15 protein-coding genes are annotated in these 23,830 nt (G+C 61.3%); 10 read left to right on the top strand and 5 right to left on the bottom strand.

Features of this window, described 5'->3' with window-relative positions; translation table 11 throughout:
• The first annotated feature begins 77 nt into the window (after positions 1–77).
• The 5 genes from DN745_RS20255 (at position 78) to DN745_RS17180 (ending at position 6,757) form a co-directional block, all read left to right on the top strand.
• A complete protein-coding gene (locus DN745_RS20255) occupies positions 78–1,046 on the top strand; it encodes an FAD-linked oxidase C-terminal domain-containing protein (protein WP_420836590.1) in 969 nt (322 codons plus the stop codon).
• 36 nt (positions 1,047–1,082) lie between these two features.
• On the top strand, positions 1,083–2,264 hold the full coding sequence (locus tag DN745_RS17195) for an FAD-binding oxidoreductase (protein WP_111336790.1): 1,182 nt from the start codon (positions 1,083–1,085) through the stop codon (positions 2,262–2,264).
• Positions 2,261–3,466: a (Fe-S)-binding protein gene (locus tag DN745_RS17190; protein ID WP_111336788.1), complete on the top strand. Its 1,206-nt coding sequence runs from the start codon at positions 2,261–2,263 to the stop codon at positions 3,464–3,466. The genes DN745_RS17195 and DN745_RS17190 overlap by 4 nt, the downstream gene beginning before the upstream one ends.
• A gap of 82 nt (positions 3,467–3,548) precedes the next feature.
• Entirely contained in the window at positions 3,549–4,553 is a 1,005-nt protein-coding gene (locus tag DN745_RS17185) for a diacylglycerol/lipid kinase family protein (protein WP_111336786.1), read from the top strand.
• Positions 4,554–4,810: 257 nt separating this feature from the next.
• Positions 4,811–6,757, top strand: a complete 1,947-nt coding sequence (locus DN745_RS17180) for a tetratricopeptide repeat protein (protein WP_111336784.1) — start codon at positions 4,811–4,813, stop codon at positions 6,755–6,757.
• An 8-nt stretch (positions 6,758–6,765) separates the two neighbouring features.
• Here DN745_RS17180 and DN745_RS17175 read toward each other — a convergent pair whose 3' ends face one another.
• Together DN745_RS17175 and DN745_RS17170 are read right to left on the bottom strand one after the other, a co-directional pair.
• Entirely contained in the window at positions 6,766–9,162 is a 2,397-nt protein-coding gene (locus DN745_RS17175; protein ID WP_162687753.1) for a DEAD/DEAH box helicase, read from the bottom strand.
• Between the two features lie 68 nt (positions 9,163–9,230).
• Positions 9,231–12,650 (bottom strand): Eco57I restriction-modification methylase domain-containing protein, encoded by a 3,420-nt coding sequence (locus DN745_RS17170; protein WP_133621909.1) that lies wholly within the window; start codon positions 12,648–12,650, stop codon positions 9,231–9,233.
• A gap of 252 nt (positions 12,651–12,902) precedes the next feature.
• Here DN745_RS17170 and DN745_RS17165 point away from each other — a divergent pair, with 252 nt between their 5' ends.
• A complete protein-coding gene (locus tag DN745_RS17165; protein WP_204355031.1) occupies positions 12,903–14,189 on the top strand; it encodes a BaiN/RdsA family NAD(P)/FAD-dependent oxidoreductase in 1,287 nt (428 codons plus the stop codon).
• A gap of 227 nt (positions 14,190–14,416) precedes the next feature.
• The gene (locus DN745_RS17160; RefSeq protein WP_111336778.1) at positions 14,417–15,778 is read left to right on the top strand and encodes an AMP-binding protein; all 1,362 of its coding nucleotides are present in this window, start codon (positions 14,417–14,419) and stop codon (positions 15,776–15,778) included.
• A 67-nt stretch (positions 15,779–15,845) separates the two neighbouring features.
• Here DN745_RS17160 and alr read toward each other — a convergent pair whose 3' ends face one another.
• The 3 genes from alr to DN745_RS17145 are packed head-to-tail and all read right to left on the bottom strand — an operon-like array spanning position 15,846 to position 20,142.
• Positions 15,846–18,380 carry an alanine racemase gene (gene alr / locus DN745_RS17155; protein WP_111336776.1) on the bottom strand — a complete coding sequence of 845 codons (2,535 nt, stop codon included), beginning with the start codon at positions 18,378–18,380 and terminating at the stop codon, positions 15,846–15,848.
• 29 nt (positions 18,381–18,409) lie between these two features.
• Positions 18,410–19,270, bottom strand: coding sequence for a bifunctional hydroxymethylpyrimidine kinase/phosphomethylpyrimidine kinase (gene thiD, locus DN745_RS17150; protein WP_111336774.1), 861 nt, complete (start codon positions 19,268–19,270; stop codon positions 18,410–18,412).
• 53 nt (positions 19,271–19,323) lie between these two features.
• Positions 19,324–20,142 carry an isoprenyl transferase gene (locus DN745_RS17145; RefSeq protein ID WP_111336772.1) on the bottom strand — a complete coding sequence of 273 codons (819 nt, stop codon included), beginning with the start codon at positions 20,140–20,142 and terminating at the stop codon, positions 19,324–19,326.
• Between the two features lie 240 nt (positions 20,143–20,382).
• On the opposite strand from DN745_RS17145, the gene ygfZ reads away from it, so the two are divergent.
• The 3 genes from ygfZ (at position 20,383) to DN745_RS17130 (ending at position 23,806) form a co-directional block, all read left to right on the top strand.
• The gene (gene ygfZ / locus DN745_RS17140; RefSeq protein ID WP_111336770.1) at positions 20,383–21,486 is read left to right on the top strand and encodes a CAF17-like 4Fe-4S cluster assembly/insertion protein YgfZ; all 1,104 of its coding nucleotides are present in this window, start codon (positions 20,383–20,385) and stop codon (positions 21,484–21,486) included.
• Between the two features lie 105 nt (positions 21,487–21,591).
• Positions 21,592–22,590 (top strand): ArsA family ATPase, encoded by a 999-nt coding sequence (locus tag DN745_RS17135; RefSeq protein WP_111336768.1) that lies wholly within the window; start codon positions 21,592–21,594, stop codon positions 22,588–22,590.
• Between the two features lie 7 nt (positions 22,591–22,597).
• Entirely contained in the window at positions 22,598–23,806 is a 1,209-nt protein-coding gene (locus DN745_RS17130; RefSeq protein WP_111336766.1) for an ArsA family ATPase, read from the top strand.
• Positions 23,807–23,830 lie beyond the last annotated feature (24 nt).

Below are 23,830 nucleotides of genomic sequence, written 5' to 3'. Positions count from 1 at the left end.
CCGTCGGACCGGACCTCACCCAATTATTTGTCGGCAGCGAAGGCACCCTGGGCGTGCTCAGCGAAGCGACGTTTTATATGGCCAAAAAGCCCACGCACCTGCACTATCGTGGCTTCCGATTTCGCAGCCTCGAAGCGGCGCTGGCGGCCATCCGCGATATGATGCAGGCGGGCCTCAAGCCCACCGTCGCGCGCCTCTACGACGCCTTCGACACCCTCATTCATAAGTCGGGTGACCCGCTCCACGACCAGGACGGCCCCCTCAATGATTCCCAGGGCCATCTTCGCTCCCTCATCGCGAACGCAGTGCCGGCCTCGCTCAGCGATACGCTCTCAGACTCGCTTCGGCGCTCCGCGTCGAGACTCTCTAACTCCAACGCGTCGGAGATGCTCAATCGACGCGTCAAGCAGGCGACCAACGCGGTGGTGGGGCGCGTGCTGGGCAGCCCGCTGGTGCTGAACTCGGCGGTAGATATCTTGCCCGGCAATTGCCTATTTATCGTTGGATTTGAAGGACATAGCCCCCGGATCGCCGACGAGGCAAATTTCGCCTACGACCTGCTCAAGCGCAGCGGAATCGACCTCGGCGAGCAACCCGGCCTGCATTGGCTGAACAACCGCTATAATGTGTCCTATAAGCAATCGCCGATGTACGATACCGGGGCGTTTTTGGACACGATGGAGGTCTCCACGAGCTGGTCGAACCTGCACAATCTACATCGCGCGGTGCGTGAGGCGCTCAGCCCCCACGTCTTCGTCATGGCGCATTTTAGCCACGCCTATGAGCATGGAAGTTCGATCTATTTCACCTTCACGGGCTTTGGCTCCGACATGGAAGACACCCTGAAGCGCTACGATCGCACCTGGGAAGCCGGGCTTTCGGCGGTCGCCAAGGCCGGCGGAAGCGTCGCGCATCACCACGGCGTCGGCCAATCCAAAGCCGGCTGGACCCACTACGACCACCAGGGCGGACGCCCGGCGTTCGACGCCCTCAAACGCGCGTTTGACCCGGACGCCATCATGAACCCCGGCAAGGTCTACGCCTGATCGACGGCGAACCCGCTGCGAAGGACACGAGAAACGATGCGAAAGACGACATTTTATAAAGCACGACACCTGCCCGAGCCGGTCGAAGAATATTGGCCCGCGGACTCGGACGCGCTGGCGAATCTGCTCACGGACGAACCTGGCGAAGTTGGCCGCGTCATCTTCGGCGGGGGTCAGCATATTCGCCCGCAGCTTGTCGCGGGCCGACCGTTTGAGGCGATTCGCACCGATAATTGCCACCGCATCTTGCACCTGGACCGCGAGAGCGGGTTGGTCACGGTCGAGGCCGGCATTCGCTGGGGCGACCTGCGCGAGAAGTTGCGCGAGGACGGCTATTCACTGCGCAATTATCGCCCCTATCCCGACGCCGCCTCCATCGGCGGATTGCTCGCCAAACACAGCCCAAGCGAGCCCTATTGGCTTGTTGGAGACATCCGAGAAGGGTGCGTCGCGCTCTCGGCGGTGTCGCCAAAACTCGGCGAATATCGCTACCTCGAAGCGCCCCGAAAAGCCGCCGGCCCCGATCTTCGCCACCTATTTATGGGAGGAGAGGGCGTCCTTGGCACGATCCTCGACGTCACCTTGAGCGTTCAAAAACCACTGCCTGCTCGCCAATTGGTGTGGGCGGCGCCCACGGCCGGCGACGCCGTCGGCTATCTGCGCGCGCTCTCAGCCTGCGATATTCGCCCCAACTGGTGTTATTGGAAACGCAGCGCCGCCGAATTCTACGCCATCATCCACGCGCCGACGCGCCTGCTCGACGCGATGGTCGACCGCATTGAGAATGGCCTCTTAACGGTCGATTCCGGCGCGGATTTCCAACTTCCGGAGATAAAAGGAGACGAGGAAGCCCGCGATTTTCGCCAAGAATTAGAGTGGGATATGCCCGAGCAGCGAAGCCGCAGGGCCGCGCCCCGCACGCTCGCGCTCACCTATAGCATGGCGAATCTCGGCCCGGCGCTCGACGCTCTCAGCGAGGCCACCGAAGTCGAGATCATGGACTTCTCGAATCACGCCGCGACCGCCTATGTCGCGTTCAAAGACGTCGAGACATCCCGCGCGTTCCTCGCCTCCGAGCAGGCCCGGTTGGCCCTGGACGCGCGCCCAATCATCGCGCCGCTCGACCCAAAACCCTCGCCGATTCTTTGGCCGGAGTGGAGCGAAGCGCTCAAAGACGAATTTGACCCAAAACGACGCCTCACCATGGGGCCTCAATGAAGAATAAACCGATGGAGAAACCCGACGCCCAAATCGCCGCCTCGCCCGACGCGACCGCCTGCGATGTCCTCGAACGCCACACCGACGCGACCATCGACAAGTCGACCACCTATTGCATGTATTGCCCGAAATTATGCCGGTTTTCGTGTCCGGCCGCCGAGGCCGAGTCGCGCGAAACGGTCACGCCGTGGGCATTGATGCGCCTGCTTAAATTGGTCAATGACGGCACGGTTGAGCCCAGCGAAGAGGTCGCCGAAACCTTCTATCATTGCATGGGTTGCCGGCGCTGCCAGACCTGGTGCAATCACGAAAACGACGTGCCCTACGCGATGTGGACGGCGCGCGAATCGATGCGCGAATTGGGCTTCTTGCCCGATCCGCTTCGGGGACTCGACCGCGAATTTCTGCAATATAATAGCGCATTTGGCGAGGCGCCGGAGATCCCGGCGGTGCATGGGTTTGAGGTCGATGAGGTCTTCGATCCAGACTCCACGATCATCTATATGCCCGACCCCGAGCTGCGCTATTTTAGCCCCAAATCCGTCGTACGCGTGGGCATCCTCTTAGAGATGTTTCATGGCAGCAAAGTACGCCTGGAAACACGCCGAAACGCCACAGGTTTTGGGGACTCCGGATTCCCGCTGCTCTCCAGCGGAAACCGCAGCGCCTACGAGGACTACCGCGCCCGCTTCGAAGACGCCTTCGCCGGCGCCGATCTGATCATCACCGACAACGCCCAATTGGTCGCCGAATACCGCGACGGCGCAAGCTTCGGGCGCAAGGGCCCGCTCGAAGTGATGCATATCATCGAATTCCTGGCCGAGCGCGTCGAGATGATCGAGCCGCGCGTCGACCTCTCTGGCGACGCCATCATGCTGCACGACTCCTGCTTCGTGGGGCGCCACCTCAACCTCTACGAGCAGACCCGCACGCTCTTGGAGGCGCTTTGCGGCCGGCCGATGGACGAGTTCTCGACCAACCGCGCCAACGCGCCGTGCTGCGGGGCGGCGGGCGAGTATCACCGCATCGCACCGGAGGCCAGCGAGCGCCTGGCCAGCAACCGGGTCGAGCAAATGCGCCGAGAGGGCGGCGAGAAGATCGTCTGCGGCTCGGCGATGTGTGTGCGGGCGCTCAATCGCGTCAGCGACACCGACGTCGCCCTGGACGTCGTCGACCTGGTATGTCGCGCCTTTGAGCTCTGATGGACCCCTTTATTTTGTATTGCCAGACGAAAGTCCCCGGCGCTAACTTGCTGTATATTTACCACCCATTGAGGCGCATGCGATGTCCCTAAATTATCGAACTTTCGTGATCGCGAATCCCAAGGCTGGCGCAGGCGCGGTCGAGCGTGAATGGGATCTCCTGGAGCGCCTGCTGCGGGCGCGTCTGCCCGAGTTCGACTACGCCTTCACCGAAGGCCCGGAACACGCCACATTCTTGGCGCGCGAGGCGCTGCGCTCGGGCTGGGAGATGGTCGTAGCCGTCGGTGGCGACGGCACCTTAAACGAGGTCGTCAACGGGTATTTCGAAAAGCCCGACGCCCAAGCGCGCTTTAAGATTGACCCTGACGGTTGGATGACCCGCGTACGCGACGCCGCAGGCCCCGTCGCCATCAACCCCGACGCGGTCGTTGGCATGCTGCCGCTCGGAACGGGCGGCGACTTTCGACGCTCGATAGGCCTGATGGGCGGCCACCGCGAGTCGGTCGAGCACCTCAGCGGCCAGCATATCCGCAACGTCGACATCGGTGAGGTCGGCTACCTCGACGCCTCGGGCAAACTCGCCTCGCGCTATTTCATTAATATCGCGAGCGTCGGGTTTTCGGGCGAGGTCGACCGCGCCGTCAATAAGGCATGGAAGGGCCTGGGCGGGCGCACAAGCTATATGATCGCGACCGCGCGTGCCTTCGCGAGCTATAATAATATCAACGTCGAAATCCGCCTTGACGACACCACCGAGCTCAGCGGAAGGATGAATAACGTCGTCATCGCCAACGGCGAGTTCTTCGGCGGCGGCATGTGGATCGCGCCGGGCGCCGAGCTCGACGACGGGCAGTTCCAGGTCGTCTTTATGGGCGACTTATCGCGCCGCGAAATCGCGGCGCTGGTCTTCGATATCTACCAAGGCAAACACCTGCAAAATAAGAAGATCTTTCGGCGCCGCGCCAGCCGAATCAGCGTTCGCTCGACCGACGGCGCCCACGCGATGCTCGATATCGACGGCGAAGCCCCCGGCGGACTCCCCGCATTATGGATCAATCATCACAGCGCTTTGCCCCTAAAATCGTAACGAATTCTCCCGAAATATTTTGGTGTTTTCGGGAATGCAAATCGACCTACTCAGGTTATATATTCGCCTGCTTCGAAACAGGCCATTTCTCATCGGGTCAACACGATGAGAGACTTCATGGAATGACTCCTCCTTTCGACTAAGACGCCTCGCCACCCGGCGAGGCGTCTTAGTTTCTTGGCCTTTTTCGGCTATCCTGAACTTCGACTTACAGCGCCCAAACAATATCAACGGAAAGCCCCGAGACACCCCCAAATATGCACCGGTTCGCTCCCTCAAAATTGCTCTATCTTATCGTCTTGCTCCTCGGCCTGTCGCTCGGCGCGTGCAGCCAGACGAAGTCAGCCGTGCGCGAACCAACCCTCGACGGGGCGCAGGAGCCCGAACCCGAGCGCGCCATACCGGACGAATATTGGGTGCGACGCATCAAGAGCGACCTCGACCTTACGAACCTGGTCGATTCCTGCCTCGACGACGACGCGATGGCCTGCACCTTATTGGGAAAGGCGCTACTCGACGGCTTCGCGATGCAGAAAGACCCGCAGCAAGCAGCGGAGTATTTTACCCGCGGATGCGCCGCCAAAAGCCCCGTGGCCTGCGCGATGCTCGCCTCGGCCTTCGTGATCGGCCACGGCGTCGAGAAGAGCCTGCAACAGGCATGGGAGTATTACGTCAACGCCTGCGACTACGGGGCGGCGATGGGATGTGTCGGGCTGGGGATGCTCTACGAGCGCGACCTGGTCGAAGGCTTTACGGTCGCCGATGCGCCGCCGGCCTTTGCGCGCGCGTGCAACCTCGGCGAGGCCGACGGGTGCCGCCGCCTGGCCGAGTGGCTCGACGCGCCTACCTCGGCCTCCGAAGACCCGGTCCCAAGCCCCGCCGCACAGGCGAGTTATTTGCGCGCCTGCGAGGGCGGCCTGGAGCAAGCCTGCATGCTCCTGCTCGACAAATACCAGATCGACACCCGCACCGAGTCCGGCCAGGCAAAGCTCATCGGCATCCTCGAGCAGAGCTGCGCCGACGAGTTCAGCCTCGCCTGCGTGATGTTAGGCGTGCGCTTTGAGAAGGGCCTGATGGTCGCGCAGGACCCATCGAGCGCGGCTGAAGTCTATAAAACCGGCTGCCTGCGCCCCAAGATCGCGAGCGCCGCGCCAGGCTCCGAAGACGCGCTCGAGACCCAACAAAACGCCGGCCAGCCCGAGGCCTGCACCCTCTGGGGCGCGCTCTACCAAAAGGGCGAGGGCGTCGATGCAGACGCCGAATACGCCGCAAAACTCTATCGAAATGCCTGCGACGAGGACTACGCCGTCGGTTGCACCCACCTGGGCGACCTCTACGAGAAGGGTGACCAACTCCCCAAAGACCGCACGCGCTCGCTGGCGCTTTACGGAAAAGCATGCGCCGGCGGCCACGCTCAGGCCTGCTTTAACCTCGCGCTGCACTACCAAAAGGACGAGGGCGACACCCAAGATCCCGTGCGCGCCGCGATCTTCTATGACATCGCCTGCGCCAGCGGATACGCCCCGGGATGCAATAGCCTCGGGCTTATGTATGAGAACGGAACATTGCTCAAACGCGACCTCGCTTTGGCCGCCGAACTCTATAAAAAAGCCTGCCAAAATCAGGATCCCAAAGGCTGCTATAACCTCGCCATCGCCCATCAAACAGGGCAGGGCGTCACGCGGGAGCCTCAAACCGCGCTTCAACTATTTCGGAAATCCTGCGCGCTGGGATTCGCCGATGCCTGCTATAACCTCGGCCATCAACTCGACAGCGATGAGGCGAGTCTCGAATCTCAAATGCGCTCGCTGATCATCTTCCAGGACGCCTGCCGCGCCGGCGGCGCGCGCGCCTGCATCAACCTCGGCTCGCGCTATCGCGACGGGAAGGGCGTCCCCAAGTCGCCCGAAAAAGCCTATCAATTCTACGAAAAGGCCTGCACGCTGGGCGAACCGCGCGGCTGCACGCAACTCGGCTATCTCTACCAGGAGGGCATCGGCGTCACCCGCGATCCTGCGCAGGCAGCCGACAGCTACCGAGACGCCTGCGACAAGGGCGACCCGCAGGGTTGCACCTACCTGGCCGCGCTCTACGCGACCGGGAACGGCATGCCCAAAGACTCGAAAAACGCCCGGCAATACTTCAAACGCGGCTGCGACGGCGGCCACCAACTTGCCTGCGACCGCCTCTCTAAAATGCGATAAGTCGCCCGCTACGCGGCCACGCCTTCGGGCAGCAACTCCAGACCTGCGACGATCGTCAACGAGATCTCGGGGCTCCACTTCGGCACCTCGCCCAAAATAGCGCGCGTCTGGGCATATAATTTCTCAGGCGTCATCGTCGCCCGAAGCATCTCCTCAAAACGCCGCTCCACACCCCGGGGAAATGAGCGCAGCAACTCATGACGAAACTCCCCGAGCGCGCGCCGATCCACCCGCATCTGATGCGCCTCGACGGCCCCGGAAATCATCGCCCAAATGCGACGCTGTGGCGCGTCCAGGCGTAGCGGGTAGGGCGCGAGGCGCGCCGAGCGCAGCAGACGCTCACGCTCCCGAATCAACGCCCGCGCCGGCTCATAAAGAGTCGAATCAAGCGCATCTTGCCCGATTGCTTCGAGCGGCGCGCTGCCATTTGAATCCTCAATCAGCCCATCAATCACCGCGCTAAGACGCATCTTCGGCGCCTCATTTAGCGCCGAGCGACACCAGATATAACGGGTCGACTTCGCCTCGGAGACCGCAACGCGCAGCCACAAACGCCGCACCCCACGACGCACGCGCGCTCTGCCGAAACCCGCACCCTCCAAACGCGCGCGCTCCGGCTCCTCGCCGAAGCTCCGCCTCAACGCGTCGAATCGCGTCAGCGCGGCCAGCGTATTATCGGCGGGCTTCTCCACTGTCGAAGATGGCTCATCGCTGAGGTGACGCGCCGCCACGAAATTCGCGCCCACATGCGCCGCCTGCGAAATCTTGCGGTCGAGGCGGCGCCGGAGCCCCAGGCTATCCGCCCAACAGTCGGGGCGCGGAAGATAAACCGTCGCGGTTTCGGCCGACGCCCCGGGCCGCAAGAGTCGCCCGATGCGCTGCTCGACCCCGAGCGGCGAGTAGGGCAGGTCGGCCAGAACCACCCGGGAGCAATCCTGTAGATTGACGCCCTCCGACAAGCAATCCGTGCCGATAAGCACGTCAATTTGTTGATGTTTTGGCATCTGTGAGGCGCCGTTCGATATCGGCGCGAATCGCCGCACCAACTCATCGGCCCGCGTCTTCCCCAACCCCGTCGCATACGCCCCCTCACCGGTGACCAGCCCCACCCGCGCCTGCGGACCCAATCGCCGAATCAGATAATCATAGAGCCCCCGCGCCGCCTGCTGATAACTCGTAAAGACCAAAATCTTCTGCGCATCGCTCGCGATAAGCTCGAAGATCGCCCGGCGTTTATCATCGCCGTTCTTCGCGACCGACTCGACGCGCCCCAGCAAGGCCCGCAGCAGCCCGAGGTCGCGCTCGACCTGGTGGCGCTCAATCGGACGCAATGTTTCACGTGAAACATTCTGAGATTGCCCCGAAAAGTCATAGAAGAAGGGGAAGACGGCCTGGCGCGCAGCGACCGCGCCGCCCCGGAAGCCGCCGGCCACGCTTAGCTCGAACTCCGCGCGCGCCTCGCTGCGAAATAGCCGGCGAAAATCACTGCGGCTCAGTTGATGTGCATGACTATCGGCCTGCAGCCAACGCCGGTGAAAATCGACCATCTCAAGCAACGTCGCCCAGAGGGCATCGGCGCCGCTCTCCCAGCGCTTGAGGAGGTATTCGGTCAGGAGTTGGCGAGGCCAATCTTCCCGAAATAGCTCCATCGACAGGCGCTCAAACTCGGCCTCCAGGTTCTTCCAGAGCCAAACCTCATCGGCCCCCGCCCGGTAGGTGAGCACCTCGAGCGCGACGTCAGGCCGTCTGCCAAAGCCGATGGTTGACGGCGCCTCGACGCGACGAATAACCAGATGCTCGACCAGCTCACTCAGGTCGAAGTCGCCCGCCTGCGCCAACTCAAACGCCTCTTTTAGGTTATGCCCAATCGCCCGGCGAAGATCGTGGTCGCCAAGGAATAGCCGAAAGAGGTGATACAGGTCCCACTGATTATTGCAGACCGGCGTCGCGCTCATCAGCACGAGCGGGGCGCGCGCGGCGAGGTCGCAGAGGCGGCGACTTCGCCGGGCGTTGGGATTGCGAAAGCGATGCGCCTCGTCGACCAATATCACCGACGGATGAACGTCCGGCGCAAGCAGCCCGCGACTCATCGCCGTATGTGTGATCACCTCGAAATCAGCGACTCCTGCGGCGATGGCAGCCTCGCGCCACTGCGTGCCGAGTCGGGCCGGCGCGCAGCATAGTATCGGTCCTGCGCGACCGCCCGCGCCCCGAATACGCGCATCTCGCCGAAGCGCCGCCGCCATCGCCAACCCAACACGCGTCTTCCCAAGACCGACCGCATCGGCCAACAATACGCCCCCGTAGGCGCGCGCGATCTTCAGCCCACGCAGCACCGCCCGCTGCTGGAAGGGCGCGAGTTCGAGCTCGCCGATACGCTCGGACCCTCCCGTATTGCCAACCATTGCGTCTTCATCGGCCGCACTCTCGCGCAAATATACGCCGAACCAATCCCTCACTGTTATTGGCCGCATCACGCCACCTCCTCACCGCAGCGCCAGGCGCGCAGGTAATCAACCTCGGCGGGCTTAAGACCGAAGAGCTCCCCGGCGAAATGATCGAGGCGCGGCGTGGCATCCCACGGGGCAGGGCGCTCGCGTAACTCCTGCTCAAAAGCGAGGAGATCCAGGTCGTCTTTGCCGTTGATAAACTCAACGAAGCGCCGCGGCACCGGCAGCAGGCGCATCACCCAGGCAAAGTGGCGCCGCCACCCGCCGCGGGCACGCTCCGCCAGCGCGTAGGCCATCGCGCGCATCGGCGCGCTATTGAGGAGCGCCGCGAAAAGCCGCGCGCGCCGCTCATCGTCGAGGGAGATAAAATAGACCGTGTTCAGGGGCAGCACATCGGCCGGCGCGAGCGCCGCCTCCAACTTCGGGCTCAGATCACGCCAAACGACCTTCGGCTTGCAAAGCGCCCCTTTGACCCGAAACATCTGCCACAACGGCTTATCCGCACGATAATCACTGCGACTCTTCAACTCGCCAGCGTGCTTTTCAAAATGAACGCGTAGCGATTGCGGCAGGTCATCGCGAAGTTCAAGCGCAGGGTCATAGGGCCAGAGGATGCGTCTGGGCGTCTCCACCGACCAGGGCCGCACGTCACGCCCGCTGAGCACCGGTCGGCTAAACGCCTCAACGTCCTCGGCCAATAGCTGCAGGGTCTCGGCCTCATCGTGAATAAAGACCTCATTGCAACCTGTAAAAAGCCCGCGCGAGGGTTGCAGCGCCGGCACTTCACCGAGCGTCTCACTGACCGCGCGCATCCGCTCAAATAGGCTCAGGACCCGCGGCTCGGCCAACAACCAGGGCGCGCCGGGCTGGTTCGAGGCGGCGAAGAGGGCGCTCGGCTCACTCCGCCAGGAGGTCGCCAGATCACCGCGCCAGACCGTTAATTGCATGGGCGAAGGCTCTCGAATCGCCCGCGCGCGCAGCGAATCCCGCCGCGACGCGCGCCCAATCGGTTTTGGCGTCTCACGCTTTTGAAGGTGCAACATCGCCGGATAGACAGTCGCATCAAAGATGCGCCGCGACCCGTCCGAGAAGTCCTCAAGCGCGACAATCGCGTGTTGGGCAAGTTGGGCGCGCAACGCGGCGCCGTGGAGCGAGCGAAAGAGCTTCGCCGGCACTAACCCGCAAAGACGCCCGCCCGGGCGAAGCAGCTCAAGCGAGCGCTCCAAAAAGAGCGCGGCGAGGTCGACCTGCGGACCGAATGGCGCGCGAATCCCAGCCTTTTTTGCCCCCGCCCAGAGCCCGCGCCGCTGACACGCGTAGCGAGAACGCAGCACATCCGCGTGCGCCGCGTCGATATTCTGCGCCCGCACCCACGGCGGATTCGTGATGATGATATCGAAGCCGCCTTCTTCGAGAAGTTGGCCAAACCGCGTCGCGTAGTCGAAGCTAAGCGACGAGACCCGACCGGCCTTGAGCGCCTCACTGGCCGTGTCGATCGCCTCGATTTGAGCGCTCAGATCCCGATGCTCCGCGTCCTGCTCGTGGGTCAGCTCCACATCATCACCGAAGAGGTCTTGGGATGCGCCCAGCTGGTCCAGGGGCACAAGACTCGCGGCGAGCTTGCCGCGACGCGCGGCGAGAATCGCCTGTTGAATACTCGCCTCGAGCTCGGCGAGTTCCGCGCGGACCCTAAGCTTCGGCGCGCCGTGCGCGGTCAGGTACGCGCGTTGCGTTTGCTCCAACTTTGCGAGCATTTCACGCACTGTCTGCCCGTCACTCTCCTGGCCAAGGAGTTCCGCCGACGCGAAGGCGGAGCGCCCGCTGCGCAGCTTGAGCAGGTCACTCGGCGAGAGCAATGAGTTCCCGACGCACACCTTATGCGACAGGTTGGGCAAGGGCGGCAGACCCTCGATGGGCATCTTTGGCAGCGTCGTAAGCAGCGACAACCACAGCCGCAATTCGCAGAGACGCACCGCCGTATGTTGGATATCGACGCCAAAGAGATGACGATGAATCAGCCCACGCACGTGGCGATATTCAGCCAGGGGATCGGCACCGCGAGCGGCCGCGTCCTCACCGTCGAGCGCAAAATGACAGCGCCGCAATACCTGCAATGCCTCCAGCAAAAACGCTCCGGTCCCCACCGCCGGGTCGAGGATGCGCACCGTCGAGAGCGCCTCGCGCACCTCGTCACGCATCTTGCCGTCAATCGCCAACGGATGCCCGTCGAGCATCGCGTGAATCTGGGCGGGGGAGAGGGCGGTCGTGTCGCTGAGGTAGCCACCCACAGCCTCATCGACGAGCTTTCGCACCACATCACGAGGCGTATAAAAACTCCCCGACTTCTGCCGCGACGCGCCGTACATCAGCCCCTCAAAGACCCGCCCGAGCATCTCGGGATCGACCGCGCGCTGTTCATCGGCGCCCTCCATCTCCTCGACCGCGAAATGGTAGTGCTCGAGCAAACCCTCGATGATTTGCGCCCACACCGCGTCCGGCCAGGATAACTCCGGGTGACGATGCTCCGCCGGCAGGGGCTCGAAGAGTCCGCCGTTGAGAAACGGAAACTCCCCGAGCGCCGCGACCGATGCGCGGCGCGATGTCAGCGGCTGATTCAGCGCATCAAAAAATAGCGGTCGCAAGACGCTGCGATAGAAGTTGCGCTCCTGCGCGCGCGCCTCCCTCAGCTTACGCAGAACGAAGCGCCGGTCGCCGTCCAAGGCGCCGCGAATCTGCAGAAAGTATAGAAATACCAGCCGTAAGAGCGTCGCCAGCGCGACGTCGTGGCGGTCCTCAGCGTCTTCGGGCCCCTCAACCATCTCCGCGCACAGCGTATCGAGCGCCTTGGTAAACCCGTCGAAAAACTCACGCGTCAGACGCTCCTGCGCGAGCACCTCGCCGATATGACGACGCAGCATCGCCGCGCGATCGGTCACATCCGGGTCTGCATTCTCGGCATCCCCCAGGTCGGCGATCGACAACGCCTCAAGCTGCGCCAGGCTCACCGCGTCCGGCTCGCCGCGGTCGATATCCATACGCCGCACGAACTCTCGCCCATCCTCATAGGTGTCGAGCAACGCCACCGTCAGCGTCTCCGCGCGCGTCCACCACCAGACAACCAACTCTTCGGGATTCACGCGCCGCAGCGCGCACATCAGCCGTCGAAGCGTGCGGAAATCCCCACGTCCCGCTTCATCATCGACCCGCATCAAACGATAATCCGGCGTCGCCGCGAGCACCTCCACACCGTCGAATGCCGCCGCATCGCGAGCATCGAATCCCCATACGGGGAATGACGCCGCCGAGATCTGCGCACCATGCGCCGTGTCATAGCCCAACCTCGCCGCGAGAGACTGCCACGCGCCAACTTTTAACTCTCCGCAATGGCTCGACAGGTCACGAACACCTTCAAGATTCATCGAATCACCCGTTCTATATTTCACGAAAGCCTCGTCTTATTGATGCATATTGATTGGATATACTTCCAACAGACCTCCTCTTTACGGCTTGTATATAGTTATCGGGGAAATCCAGATTTCGTTGCGCTTCGGCGCCAAAGATCGCGCCCTGGCAACCGCAACGCGGCGATCTTTTTAGAAACGCTCTGTTGAACCCGTCACCCAGACCCACGGTTTGGGGAGCGATTGGTTTATCCAATTGCGCCCGGATCTCAGCGGCGCTATAGCAATGCGTCGATGCAGCAGATAAACCCCCACCAAGATGAGCCCGAAGATATGAGTGAGACCTGGGACCTGATAATTATCGGCGGCGGCGCTGCCGGATTTTACGCCGCGATCACCTGCGCCGAGGCCCGCCCCGGCACACGCGTGCTCATCGTTGAGAAGTCCGCGCGCGTCCTGCAAAAGGTCAAAATTTCGGGCGGCGGGCGGTGCAACGTCACGCACGATTGTCCCGATCCCAAGCGCATGGCGAGCTTTTATCCGCGGGGAAACCGCGCGCTTATCGGGCCCCTGCATCATTTCGGTGTGCTCGACACGATTCGCTGGTTCAACGCGCGCGGCGTGCAGCTTAAGACCGAGTCCGACGGCCGGATGTTTCCGACGACCGACGACTCCACGACCATCATCGACTGCCTGAGCGCTGCCGCCGACAAGGCCGGCGTCGAAATCCGCACCTCCCACGGTGTCAAAGACATCACCCCCATCGACTCCGCCGCGTTCACCGGATTCGAGCTCACGATGCATCGCCAGGAGCCATTGCGCGCGCGCAAAGTTCTGCTCGCAACCGGCGGCACCCGCACCGCCGCAGGCGCAAGCCTTGCCAGAACCCTCGGGCATAACCCCATCCCGGCGGTCCCCTCACTCTTCACATTCAATATCGAAGACGCTCGCATCGACGGCCTGGCCGGCGTCTCGGTCGAACACGCATCCGCGCGCGTTCAGGGCGAAAAGCTCACCACCGACGGCCCCATCCTCATCACGCATTGGGGCCTGAGCGGCCCCGCAATCCTGAAGTTGTCCGCGTGGGGCGCGCGCGAATTGCACGCGCGCGACTATAGCTTCACGCTCGAGGTCAACTGGCTCCCCGGCATCAACGTCAGCGAACGCTTCCACAAGCTGCGCACCGACTGGGGCAAACGCCAGGTCTCCACCCGCTCAGCCTTCGACGCGATCTCGAAGCGCCTCTGGGAATCACTGGTCGGCGCCGCCGGCATCGACGGCGAATGCCGCTGGGCCGAGCTCCCCAAAGCGAAGAGCAACAAGCTCGCCGAATACCTCACGCGCGCCGAATTTGGCGTCGCCGGAAAGAGCACCAACAAGGACGAATTCGTAACCTGTGGCGGCGTCCCCACCGACGAAGTCGACACCCGCACCTTCGAAAGCCGCAAAACCCCCGGCGCGTATTTCGCCGGCGAAATCCTAAATATCGACGGCGTCACCGGCGGATTCAACTTCCAAAACGCCTGGACCACCGGCCACCTCGCGGGCATGGCCATCGCCTCAGAGCTCGCAGCGAAATAGCCCCTCGGCAGGCCGGAGTCGCCGGCTTGCCGCAGCGTCTCGATAATTTGGCGGGGGAATCCAGGGCGCTCGATTGCGGTTGAAACATCGGTGCATATATTATCACGTACCAAAATCGCAGCCTGGAGCCCCTCGATCGCTGCATCGAAGATCGAATCGAACAGCCATTACACACGCTATTTACCGACTTCATCGCCGCCTATTATTTCCTTTGAGACGCGATTAAAATGCATAATTTCCCCACATATTTCTGGCGCAAATTTCAAGACACCAAAGATAAGACCGCGCTTCGCACGGTAGACACGAAAGGAAAGGTCGCAGAGGAGACGTATTGGGAATGGACGCGACGGGTCCAGCGCCTCGCCATCGCGCTTTTGGAGGCGGGGTTGCAGCCGGGCGAGCGCATCGCGATGACGGCGTCAGGTGGGCGGGATTGGCTGGACCTGGCGTTCGCGAGTTGGCTGATTGGCGGGTGTGTGGTGGTGGTGCCGACGAACCGGCCACGACTTCAAGTTCTTCGGGCCTTGGCGCGCACCGGGAGCTCCTGGGTGGTCGTCCGTGACGTCGAGCAAAAGAAATTCCTGAGGGGCAAGAAAGAGGACAAATTTCCGCCCGGGCTGCGCTGGGTTGCGTTCGATAAGCCGACGAGCGCCGTCAAAAGCGAGGCGGTATTCTTCCTCGAGGATCTCGACCGAGAAGGGCGCTCGCTGGCCGTGCGCGGCTGGGTCGACAAGCTGGCGCGGGTTATCTACCAGGTATCGCCCGAGCAACCGTCCCTCATCCTATTTGACACCGACCTCGGCGAGGACCCGCACGGCTCTCATTATTCGGGGGCGAAGGTTAAGGAAATCCTGGAGATGCTCGGCGAAGACCTCCAACTCAGCGATACGAGCTGCCTCCTTGCGACACTGGATTACGGCCACTTTCCCAATTGGCTCCTGAGCGCCGCGACCCTGCTGCACGGCGGCACGCTCGCCACCGCGAAGACGGTCGAGGAGGTCGCGTCGAATCTTCATACGCTCAACCCGACCCATCTGATCTCGGACGCGCGCTTTTTGGAGCGCCGGGCGATGCGCCTGCGCGCCGACCTCGAGACATCCACCGCCGGCCTGCAATCGGACGGGGGCGAGGGCAATTCGGGTGGCTATTTTGGGATCACAAAGATGCTCGGGCAGGTGGGCAAGGAGGCGGCCCGAAAGCTGTTCTTCGACCCGCTCTCACGCGAGTTCGGCGCGCGCATCGAAGCCGTCTATGTGCTCGGCGCGGCTCCCTCGCAGGAATTAAGAGAGCTATTGGAGGGAAGCGATATTCAACTCCTCGGGCTCTTCGCGCGCCCCGAATGCGGAATCAGCCACCTTGAGCGCCTTAGCGCCCGGCGTCCGGGTTCCAGAGGTCGCCCGGTCCAAAGCTATGCCTGTAAGATCGACGGGGCCCGGCGCGAGGGCAGCGGCGAGGTGCTGGTGCGCAGCCATCTTATGTTTGACGGGTATTGGGATGACAAGGGGCCCCGCGAAGTCGACGCGAATGGCTGGCTTCATACGGGCGCGACGGGCTCATTGCAGAGCGGCTACCTCTATATCAAGGATTGACGCACACAAAACGGCCGCCTCGCTTCGCAGCGAAGGCGGCCGAAATGTTTCACGTGAAACAATTGGACTATTGGCGAACGAAAATACGCCGCACACGTGGGGAGATATTGCACAGAAGTTCGTAGGATATGGTCTTTCCGCGGGATGCAATCTCATCAACGCTGATCGAGCGGCCACCCTGCGCCCCGAAGATGATCACCTCATCGCCCACCTTGGCGTCATCGACGTCGGTGATATCCACCATTGAGACATCCATGCAGACCGTGCCGACCACGGGGCAGCGCGTGCCGCCAATAAGCACCTCACCGCCGTTGGACATGAAGCGGGGGAATCCGTCGTTATAACCCACCGCGATGGTCGCAATCTTTCGCGCCGAATCGGCCACCCAGGTCCGATTATACCCCACCGACTCGCCCGGGTTGAGCTCCTTAATATGAATGATCCGCGTGCTGAACTCGAGCGCGTTTCGAAGGCCTGGGCTCTCGGCGCCCACGGCCTTGCTGGGCGCAATCCCATAGGTCCCAAGGCCTACCCGCACCGCATCGAAGCGCGCTTGAGGGAATCGCCAGGCGCCCGCGGTATTCGCGACATGGCGTATGCCCGGGTCGATATTCGCCTGCTTAAGCGTCTCAATGGCTTGTTCAAAGTGACTTATCTGCTGGAGCGTGAAGGTGTCTTCGCAAGGGTCGTCCGCCGCGGCCAGGTGGGTCATGATCCCGGCGATCGAGACGCCTTCGGTGCGTTGAACCAGCTTCGCGAACTCAAGGATCTCGTTGGGCTTAAGCCCGACCCGATTCATCCCGGTATCGACCTCAAGGTGTACGCCAATACCGTGAACTTCGGCGCGTTCGCGCCGGCGACGAATTTGTTCGGCCAACGCCTCTACGACGGAAGAAGAATAGACAAAGGGGGTGAGGCGATATTTGACGATCTTGTCGGCTTCGCTCGCCAGCGCATTGGTCACCAAAATCGGGAGGGTGAGGCCGCGCCTGCGCAGCGGAATTCCCTCGTCGGCGTAGGCCACGGCCAGGGCGCTCACGCCCTCGCGGGCGAGCGTCTGTGAAACACGGGTCGAATCATTGCCATAGGCAAAGCTCTTTACGACCGCGATGACGCCGGTTTCCGCACCGATCTGGCGTCGAAGCGCATGAAAATTATGGCGGATGGCGTCGAGGTCAACACGCAGGCGCGCCGGGGCGACGCTTTCGAGGAGGCGCTCGGCCGCACGCTCAAGGCCGATATTACGACTGGCTTTAAAGAGCACGACGTCGCCGGCCACCAATTGATCGTCCAAAACGCTATCGAGTCCGTCGATGGAGTCGATAAAGACAACCGCCTCGGGGGGTAAGCCCGCTGCGACGGCGGACTCCCCGACAACCTCTGCCAACGCGCCGACGCATATGAGCAGGTCGACGCCGGTGTCGTTCACGATTCGCCCTAATTGCGCGTGCGCTGCCTTCGCCCGCGATCCCAGGTCGAGCATATCGCCAAGGATCGCCACTGAACGCGCGCTCCCCGCGTAGTCTTTGAGGACGCTCAGGGCAGCGCGCGCGCTGGTCGGGTCGGAGTTATAGGCGTCATTGATGAACGTAATGCCCGATTGGGTCGTGTGCATCTCCAGGCGAAGCGGACTTAATTCGAAGGCCGCGAGGCCTCGACGCATGGACTCTACGTCTAGTCCAAGTTGGTCCGCCGCGGCGATGGCCGCCATCGCGTTACTGAGGTTATGCCGGCCCAGAACATGGAGTTGAAAGGGGTGAACGCCGCGCTCTTCAAGTTGCGCCTCAAAGTCGAAACCATGCCCTGAATCCCGCGACGCGACGATAGAATAGGCCGCGTCCGAAGCCTCGGTGTCGCTGGAAAATGAGAGCTGCCGGCCCGGGAGTTCGAGCGGGTCGAGGGGCGGGCAATCCTCCGGGAAGATCAAAACACCATCGCCAAGCCCCTCGAATAATTTAACTTTCTCGGCGGCCGTTGTTTCGAGGTCGCCCAAACCCGCAGCGTGTGCGAGGCCGATATTTGTGATGATCCCGAGGGTAGGGCGGACCATTTTCTCCAGGCGCGCCATCTCGCCGACGCGGCTGATTCCCGCCTCGATGATCGCGATCTCGTGCTCCGGGCGAATGCCCAGCAGCGAAATCGCGACGCCCACCTGGGAATTATAACTCCCGGGGCTTCGATAAACCGTATGCTCCTGGGCGAGCATATTGGCGAGCATATCTTTGACGACGGTCTTGCCATTTGAGCCGGTAATTCCGACCACCGGAATGTCGAAGAGGGCGCGCCAACCGGCGGCGAGTCGCTGCAACGCGCCCAGAGTGTCGTCGACGATGATGAGCGCCATGCCCGGAATCGCCAGCGAATCGATATCCGCGCTGCGCGATACCATGGCTGCGGCGGCCCCCTTCTTATATGCGTTTTCGACAAATTCGTGGCCGTCGAAATGCTCGCCGGTCAGCGCGATAAAGAGGCTATGACGCGCGAAAGCTCCGCGCGAATCGGTGCTGATCTCACTGATCAGCAGCGCGGAGTCTTCGCAGCGGAGCTCTCCCTGGCTGAGTTGGGCGATCGTTTCCAGACTCAATTTTGGCGAGTTTGTCATACGTCTTCCCAGATTTGATGTGGTGGATGTTAAAAGTCACGCATCGACCAATACTCATGCATCGGATTGACCGGCGAGATTCCCTGGCCGATCCGAGGCGCATTCGCGATGGCGGCGCTGATAAATTTTCGCGCGTATTCGATAGCCGCGACCAGCGCGTCGCCTCGGGCCAGACGGGCGGTGATCGCGGCGGAGAAGGTACAACCAGATCCGTGCACCCGATCGCTGTCGATGCGGTCGGCGCCGAACTCGAGAAAGTCGCGCCCGTCATAAAAGACGTCGCGCACGATCTTATCAAAATGGGCGCCCTTGATCAGAACGTTCTTTACGCCGAAATCGTGGATGCGGCGCGCGGCGTCTTTCATCGACGCGACGTTTCCGACTTCGTGCCCGCTAAGCGCCTCGGCTTCGAAGCGATTGGGCGTGCACAAAAGTGCGCCTTCGAGCAAATAGTCACGCACTAATTTTTGAGCGGGGGGCGGCATGAGGGCGTCGCCATGTTTTGACATCATGACGGGATCGACCACTAATTTCTCAATTGGCCATTCTTTGAGGCATTCTGCGACAATTTTAACTCCTCTCTCGTCGCCTAGAGCACCCGTTTTGGCTGCTAGGGCCCGCACATCGGACGAGAGAGCCTCAAATTGAGCCCGAATTAGGGGCTTTGAGAGCACTTCTACGGCCGAAACACCCAGAGTATTTTGGGCGGTGATGAGGGTCACAATCGACGTCCCATGCACGCCACAGGCCGAAAATGTCTTCAAATCGGCCTGCAATCCGGCGCCGCCACCGCAGTCACTTCCGGCGATTGTGAGGGCAATCGGGAATAGGCCTTCCTCCTCCTGATTTTGGAGTTCGGATTGAAGAAAACGCTCGAAAGACTTCGTCATAGCTGGCACCAACGTCGATGTTCGTCGCCGAGCCGAAGTTTGGCTCGGTCGCTCTATTTATTTATTTGTTCGCCGGTTTTCCCAAAACGTCGCTCTCGATTTGAAAATGCAGAGAACGCTTCGATCAAACGGGACTCGTCAAAATCCGGCCACAAAACATCGGAGACATAAATTTCGCTATAAGCAACTTGCCAGAGCAAAAAGTTACTGAGCCGAAACTCACCGCTGGTTCGGATCACAAGATCCGGGTCGGGCTCGCCGCCGGTATAGAGATGTTGACCAAATATTTCTTCGGTGATGTCATCGGGTTCGAGCTCGCCGGCGCGAACCGCCCTGGCGATGTCGCGGGTCGCGGCGAGGATCTCCTCGCGACCGCCATAACTCACGGCAACCTGGAGAAGCATGCCGGTATTATCTTTACTCGCCTCTTCAAGCGACTCAATCGATTTTCGCAAACCTTTGCCTAATGCCTCACGATCGCCGATGACACGCAGTCGAATGCCGTTCTTAAGCAGGCGGTTGCGCTCTTTTCGAATATAGATGCCGAAAAGCTTCATCAATCCGGAGACTTCGCTCTCGGGCCGCTCCCAATTCTGGGTGCTAAAGGCGTAGAGCGTCAGCACGCCCACATTAAGGTAGCGGCAGGCCTCGACCATGCGGCGCACAGAATGCGCGCCCTCGTGGTGGCCCTTGATACGAATCATACCGCGCTGCTGGGCCCAGCGACCGTTTCCGTCCATGATGATCGCGACGTGATTCGGTATTTTGCCCTCGTATGCAGACAAAATCTGGGCACTGACGCTCAGTTCACGGTCTTTGTCGCTACCATCGGTGAGCTTGTTTTCGGTATTTTGTTCGCTTTTGTCGGACATTATAAAGCTCTGAGGGAACCGCTTAAAGATGTGCGGGGATACCACGGGGGGCGTTACGAAGGCAATAATAAGCCCTCCATTTCGTCACTTAACAGCCTCTATTTGAGGAAATCCATTCTTTTTGGAAGACTTGGTGCGCTCGCCTGTTTAGGCTATGGGTTGTATCGATGCGAGTCGTATAAATGATCGGTTTTACACCGGATTAGAACTCAATAACGCGGATTTTTAGGACAAATATTCATGGGCCGAACCGAAACATTAAAGAGTCGACTAGACGCCAAAGGCGCGAAATGGATGACCTGGAGAGACCGCGAAGTGGTCGCAGATTTTGGTGACCCGGCGCGCGAATATGAGGCGGTTCGAGGCGGCGGATTAGGCCTGGTCGACCGCTCCGGGCGCGACACGCTGGTCCTTGCCGGCGAGGACGCGGTTTCGTGGCTCCAGGGCTTGGTGACCAGCGACTTGCGCGAGTTGGTGCGCGAGGGCTCAGGGCAGCTCACCAGCGCGGTGAACCTGGTCGGACGCCTCATCGCAGAAGCCCGGGTTTTACATATGCCCGAGATGTTGGTGCTCGACCTCGAGCCCGGCGTACTCGCCGACGGATTTTTATCGCATTTGAAGCGCCATTTGATCACCGAAGATGTTCAAATTCTCGACCGGAGCGCGCAAACCAGCCGGCTTGGGATTTTCGGCGAGCGCGCCGCGGCGTTCCTGCAAAAGCATTGCACCCTTGCGCATCCGATGGGCTCGCGCGCGATGTTCGAGGGCACCTGGGGCTCGCTTGGGGACCACGATATCGTGGTACAACGCGTTCCAACCACCGGCGGTCCGGGCTACGAAATTGCCTGCGCGACCGAAGAAGTCGCAGATATTTGGGACCTTTTGATGGCGACCGCCGAGCTTACGCCCGTCGGATTTGAGACCCTCGAGACGCTACGCATTGAAGCCGGCATTCCGCGCTTCGGCGTCGAACTCACCGAGGAGCGCATCCCCCTGGAGGCCAACTTGGATCACGCCATCTCGTTTACCAAAGGTTGCTATCTGGGCCAGGAGATCATCGCGCGACTCGACACCCGCGGCACCCCGGCGCGGCTGCTGCGCACTCTGGTATTTGAAGGCGGCGCGGCGCCCGAGGTCGGCGCAGAGGTCGAAGTTGAGGGAGCGAAGAACGCGGTGGGCGAAGTCGTCAGCTCCGTGTGGTCGCCTCGCCTCAACACCTCAATCGCGCTCGCCTATATTAAGCGAAAGTATAATGAAATCGGCGACGAAGTGCGGGTCGAGACGCGCAAAGCAATCGTGCAACCGCTTGGCTATCCACTTGATTCGACCCGCGACAGCGTCTAACTTCGCGCGCGCGAGCATCCGGGCGCGTATCACCGCAGTAAACCCATTTTATCCTGGCGAAGTCATCGGAAAATCGATGACTTCGCCCGTGCTGAGACGAGAGTTGTGAGCCTTTACGACCAACGTTTTGTATTATTCTCCGGCAAGGGAGGCGTCGGCAAGACCGTCATTTCCTCTGCGTTTGCGCTGAGTTGCGCGCGCCGAGGCGAGCGCACCTTGTTGATGGAGCTGAATGTAAATGACAAGGTTAGCTCATTTTTTGGCTCCTCGCGCGTGGGCACGGATATCACCGAGGTCGACGAGAATCTCTTCGCCGTAAACGTCACGCCCCAGGCGGCGCTGCGCGAATACGGCATTATGATTCTGAAGGTGAAGCTGATCTATAAGGCGGTTTTCGAGAATCGCATTATCGACTCCTTTTTGCGCTCGATTCCCGGCTTAAACGACCTTCTTATGCTCGGCAAAGCGTATTTCCACGCGACCGAGCGCAACGCCGACGGCTCCTATGTCTGGGATAAAGTGGTGGTCGACGCGCCCGCCACGGGCCATGGCCTCTTTTTCCTGCAGATTCCGTCGGTCATCACCGGGTTTATCCGCTCCGGGCATATGTTTGAGGAGGCCGAGCGCATCCAGGCGCTGCTCAAGGACACCTCCCAGACCTCGATTAACCTGGTGACCTTGCCCGAAGAGATGCCGGTCAATGAGACCTTGATGATGCAAAAGGAGCTCAAGAGCCGCATGGGCCTGGAGGTTGGCGCGTTCATCGGCAACGCGATTTATCCGGTGATTTTCTCCGAAAAGGAGCGCGCGTGGATCGAGAAAATGCGCGAAGCCTATGAGAGTGGCGACGCCGAGACTAACCCGGATTCAGAAGAGTACGACGCCACCCCCGGCTTGCTCGACGCCGCGGCCTTCCGAAGCCAACGCGTTGAAATGCAACAGGAATATATGAAACGGCTTGAGGACGAAGTGGATAAACCACTGTATAAAATCCCGTTTCATTTTAGCACGCGCCTGACCTTCCAGGGCATCGCTAAGATCGCCGACGAACTCGACGCTCAAATCACCGCAGACGACGAATCTGCCAAACGCTCCGCCTCCTGAAAACCCAATGAAATCAAGAAGTCAGACATTTTCAGAACTGATCGCCGGACGTCAATTGGTGGTCTGTGCAGGTTCGGGCGGCGTGGGAAAAACCACGACCAGCGCCGTGATCGGCCTCGACGCCGCCATCAAGGGCCGCAAGGTCCTGGTCCTGACCATCGACCCGGCAAAACGCCTGGCCAATAGCCTCGGCGTGGACACCCTCGACGATTCGCCCCAGCAGATCCCGCTGGAGCAATTCGAGCAGGTCGGCGTCAAGGCGACCGGCGAATTGTGGGCGATGATGTTGGATATGAAGAAGTCCTTCGACCACCTCGTCAACCGCTACGCGGCCGACGAGGAGAATCGCCAGGAGATTCTGAATAATAAGATTTATAAGTATTTTTCGACCAGCCTGGCCGGCACCCAGGAGTACGCGGCCGCCGAGCGCCTGCTCGAATTGCACACCGAGGGCGATTGGGATCTCATCGTCTTGGACACCCCTCCGACGACGCACGCCCTCGACTTTTTGGAGGCCCCGACCCGCCTTGCCGACGCCGTAGAAAACCGTGCAATTCAATGGGTTTATAAGCCAAACCTGTTGACGGGCCGGCGCGGACTCGGGCTCTTTTCGGCGGGCACGTCCTATGTCGTCAAAGCGCTGGGGAAGTTCACCGGCGCCGACTTCTTGGACGAATTGGCGGTCTTTTTGCGCAACTTCTCCACGATGTTCGAGGGCTTCGGCGAGCGCGGCTATAAGGCGCATGAGCTGCTGGTCAGCGACAAATGCACCTTCGTCATCGTCACCGCGCCCGACCCCTTGCAGCTCGACGAAGCGCTGTATTTTTACGAGCAGCTCAACACCAAGCAGCGCGTGGCGGTCGGCGGATTGGTGGTCAACCGCGTCCATCCCGACTGGGTTTCCCAGGGCGACGCGAGCAAGTCAGCGCCCGAGATCGCAGACGCGATGGGCGACGCCCAGGCGCTGCATCTCGAAGAAGAAGACCGTCTTAGCCAGAAGGAACTGCTCGCCCTCGCCGAGAGCCTGCAGGAGAATACCGAGAATTTCGCGAAGCTCGCGGCCAAAGATTCCGGGAGCCTCGCGCGCCTTCGCGAGTCGGTGGAGCGCACGCTCCCGATCGTTCAGGTGCCGTATTTTGCCCAGGATATTCATAGCCTCGCCGGGCTCAGCCGCGTGCGCGACGAGATCTTTAAGACCCCCGACGCGGCCGAATAAGACGGCCGTTGGCCCGTCTTGAAA

The sequence above is a fragment of the Bradymonas sediminis genome (assembly GCF_003258315.1).
Taxonomy (GTDB): Bacteria; Myxococcota_A; Bradymonadia; order Bradymonadales; family Bradymonadaceae; genus Bradymonas; species Bradymonas sediminis.
Note: the sequence above shows the minus strand (reverse complement) of the source record. Positions and strands in the feature narration are given on the sequence as shown.

Excerpts from the sequence above, each read along its gene's own strand:
- DN745_RS17195 (WP_111336790.1), top strand. The coding sequence starts at position 1,083 with ATGCGAAAGACGACATTTTATAAAGCACGACACCTGCCCGAGCCGGTC.
- DN745_RS17180 (WP_111336784.1), top strand. The coding sequence starts at position 4,811 with ATGCACCGGTTCGCTCCCTCAAAATTGCTCTATCTTATCGTCTTGCTC.
- ygfZ (WP_111336770.1), top strand. The coding sequence starts at position 20,383 with ATGGGCCGAACCGAAACATTAAAGAGTCGACTAGACGCCAAAGGCGCG.
- DN745_RS17130 (WP_111336766.1), top strand. The coding sequence starts at position 22,598 with ATGAAATCAAGAAGTCAGACATTTTCAGAACTGATCGCCGGACGTCAA.
- DN745_RS17190 (WP_111336788.1), top strand. The coding sequence starts at position 2,261 with ATGAAGAATAAACCGATGGAGAAACCCGACGCCCAAATCGCCGCCTCG.
- DN745_RS20255 (WP_420836590.1), top strand. The coding sequence starts at position 78 with ATGGCCAAAAAGCCCACGCACCTGCACTATCGTGGCTTCCGATTTCGC.
- DN745_RS17145 (WP_111336772.1), bottom strand. The coding sequence starts at position 20,142 with ATGTCCGACAAAAGCGAACAAAATACCGAAAACAAGCTCACCGATGGT.
- DN745_RS17175 (WP_162687753.1), bottom strand. The coding sequence starts at position 9,162 with ATGGTTGGCAATACGGGAGGGTCCGAGCGTATCGGCGAGCTCGAACTC.
- DN745_RS17165 (WP_204355031.1), top strand. The coding sequence starts at position 12,903 with ATGCAGCAGATAAACCCCCACCAAGATGAGCCCGAAGATATGAGTGAG.
- DN745_RS17185 (WP_111336786.1), top strand. The coding sequence starts at position 3,549 with ATGTCCCTAAATTATCGAACTTTCGTGATCGCGAATCCCAAGGCTGGC.
- thiD (WP_111336774.1), bottom strand. The coding sequence starts at position 19,270 with ATGACGAAGTCTTTCGAGCGTTTTCTTCAATCCGAACTCCAAAATCAG.
- alr (WP_111336776.1), bottom strand. The coding sequence starts at position 18,380 with ATGACAAACTCGCCAAAATTGAGTCTGGAAACGATCGCCCAACTCAGC.
- DN745_RS17160 (WP_111336778.1), top strand. The coding sequence starts at position 14,417 with ATGCATAATTTCCCCACATATTTCTGGCGCAAATTTCAAGACACCAAA.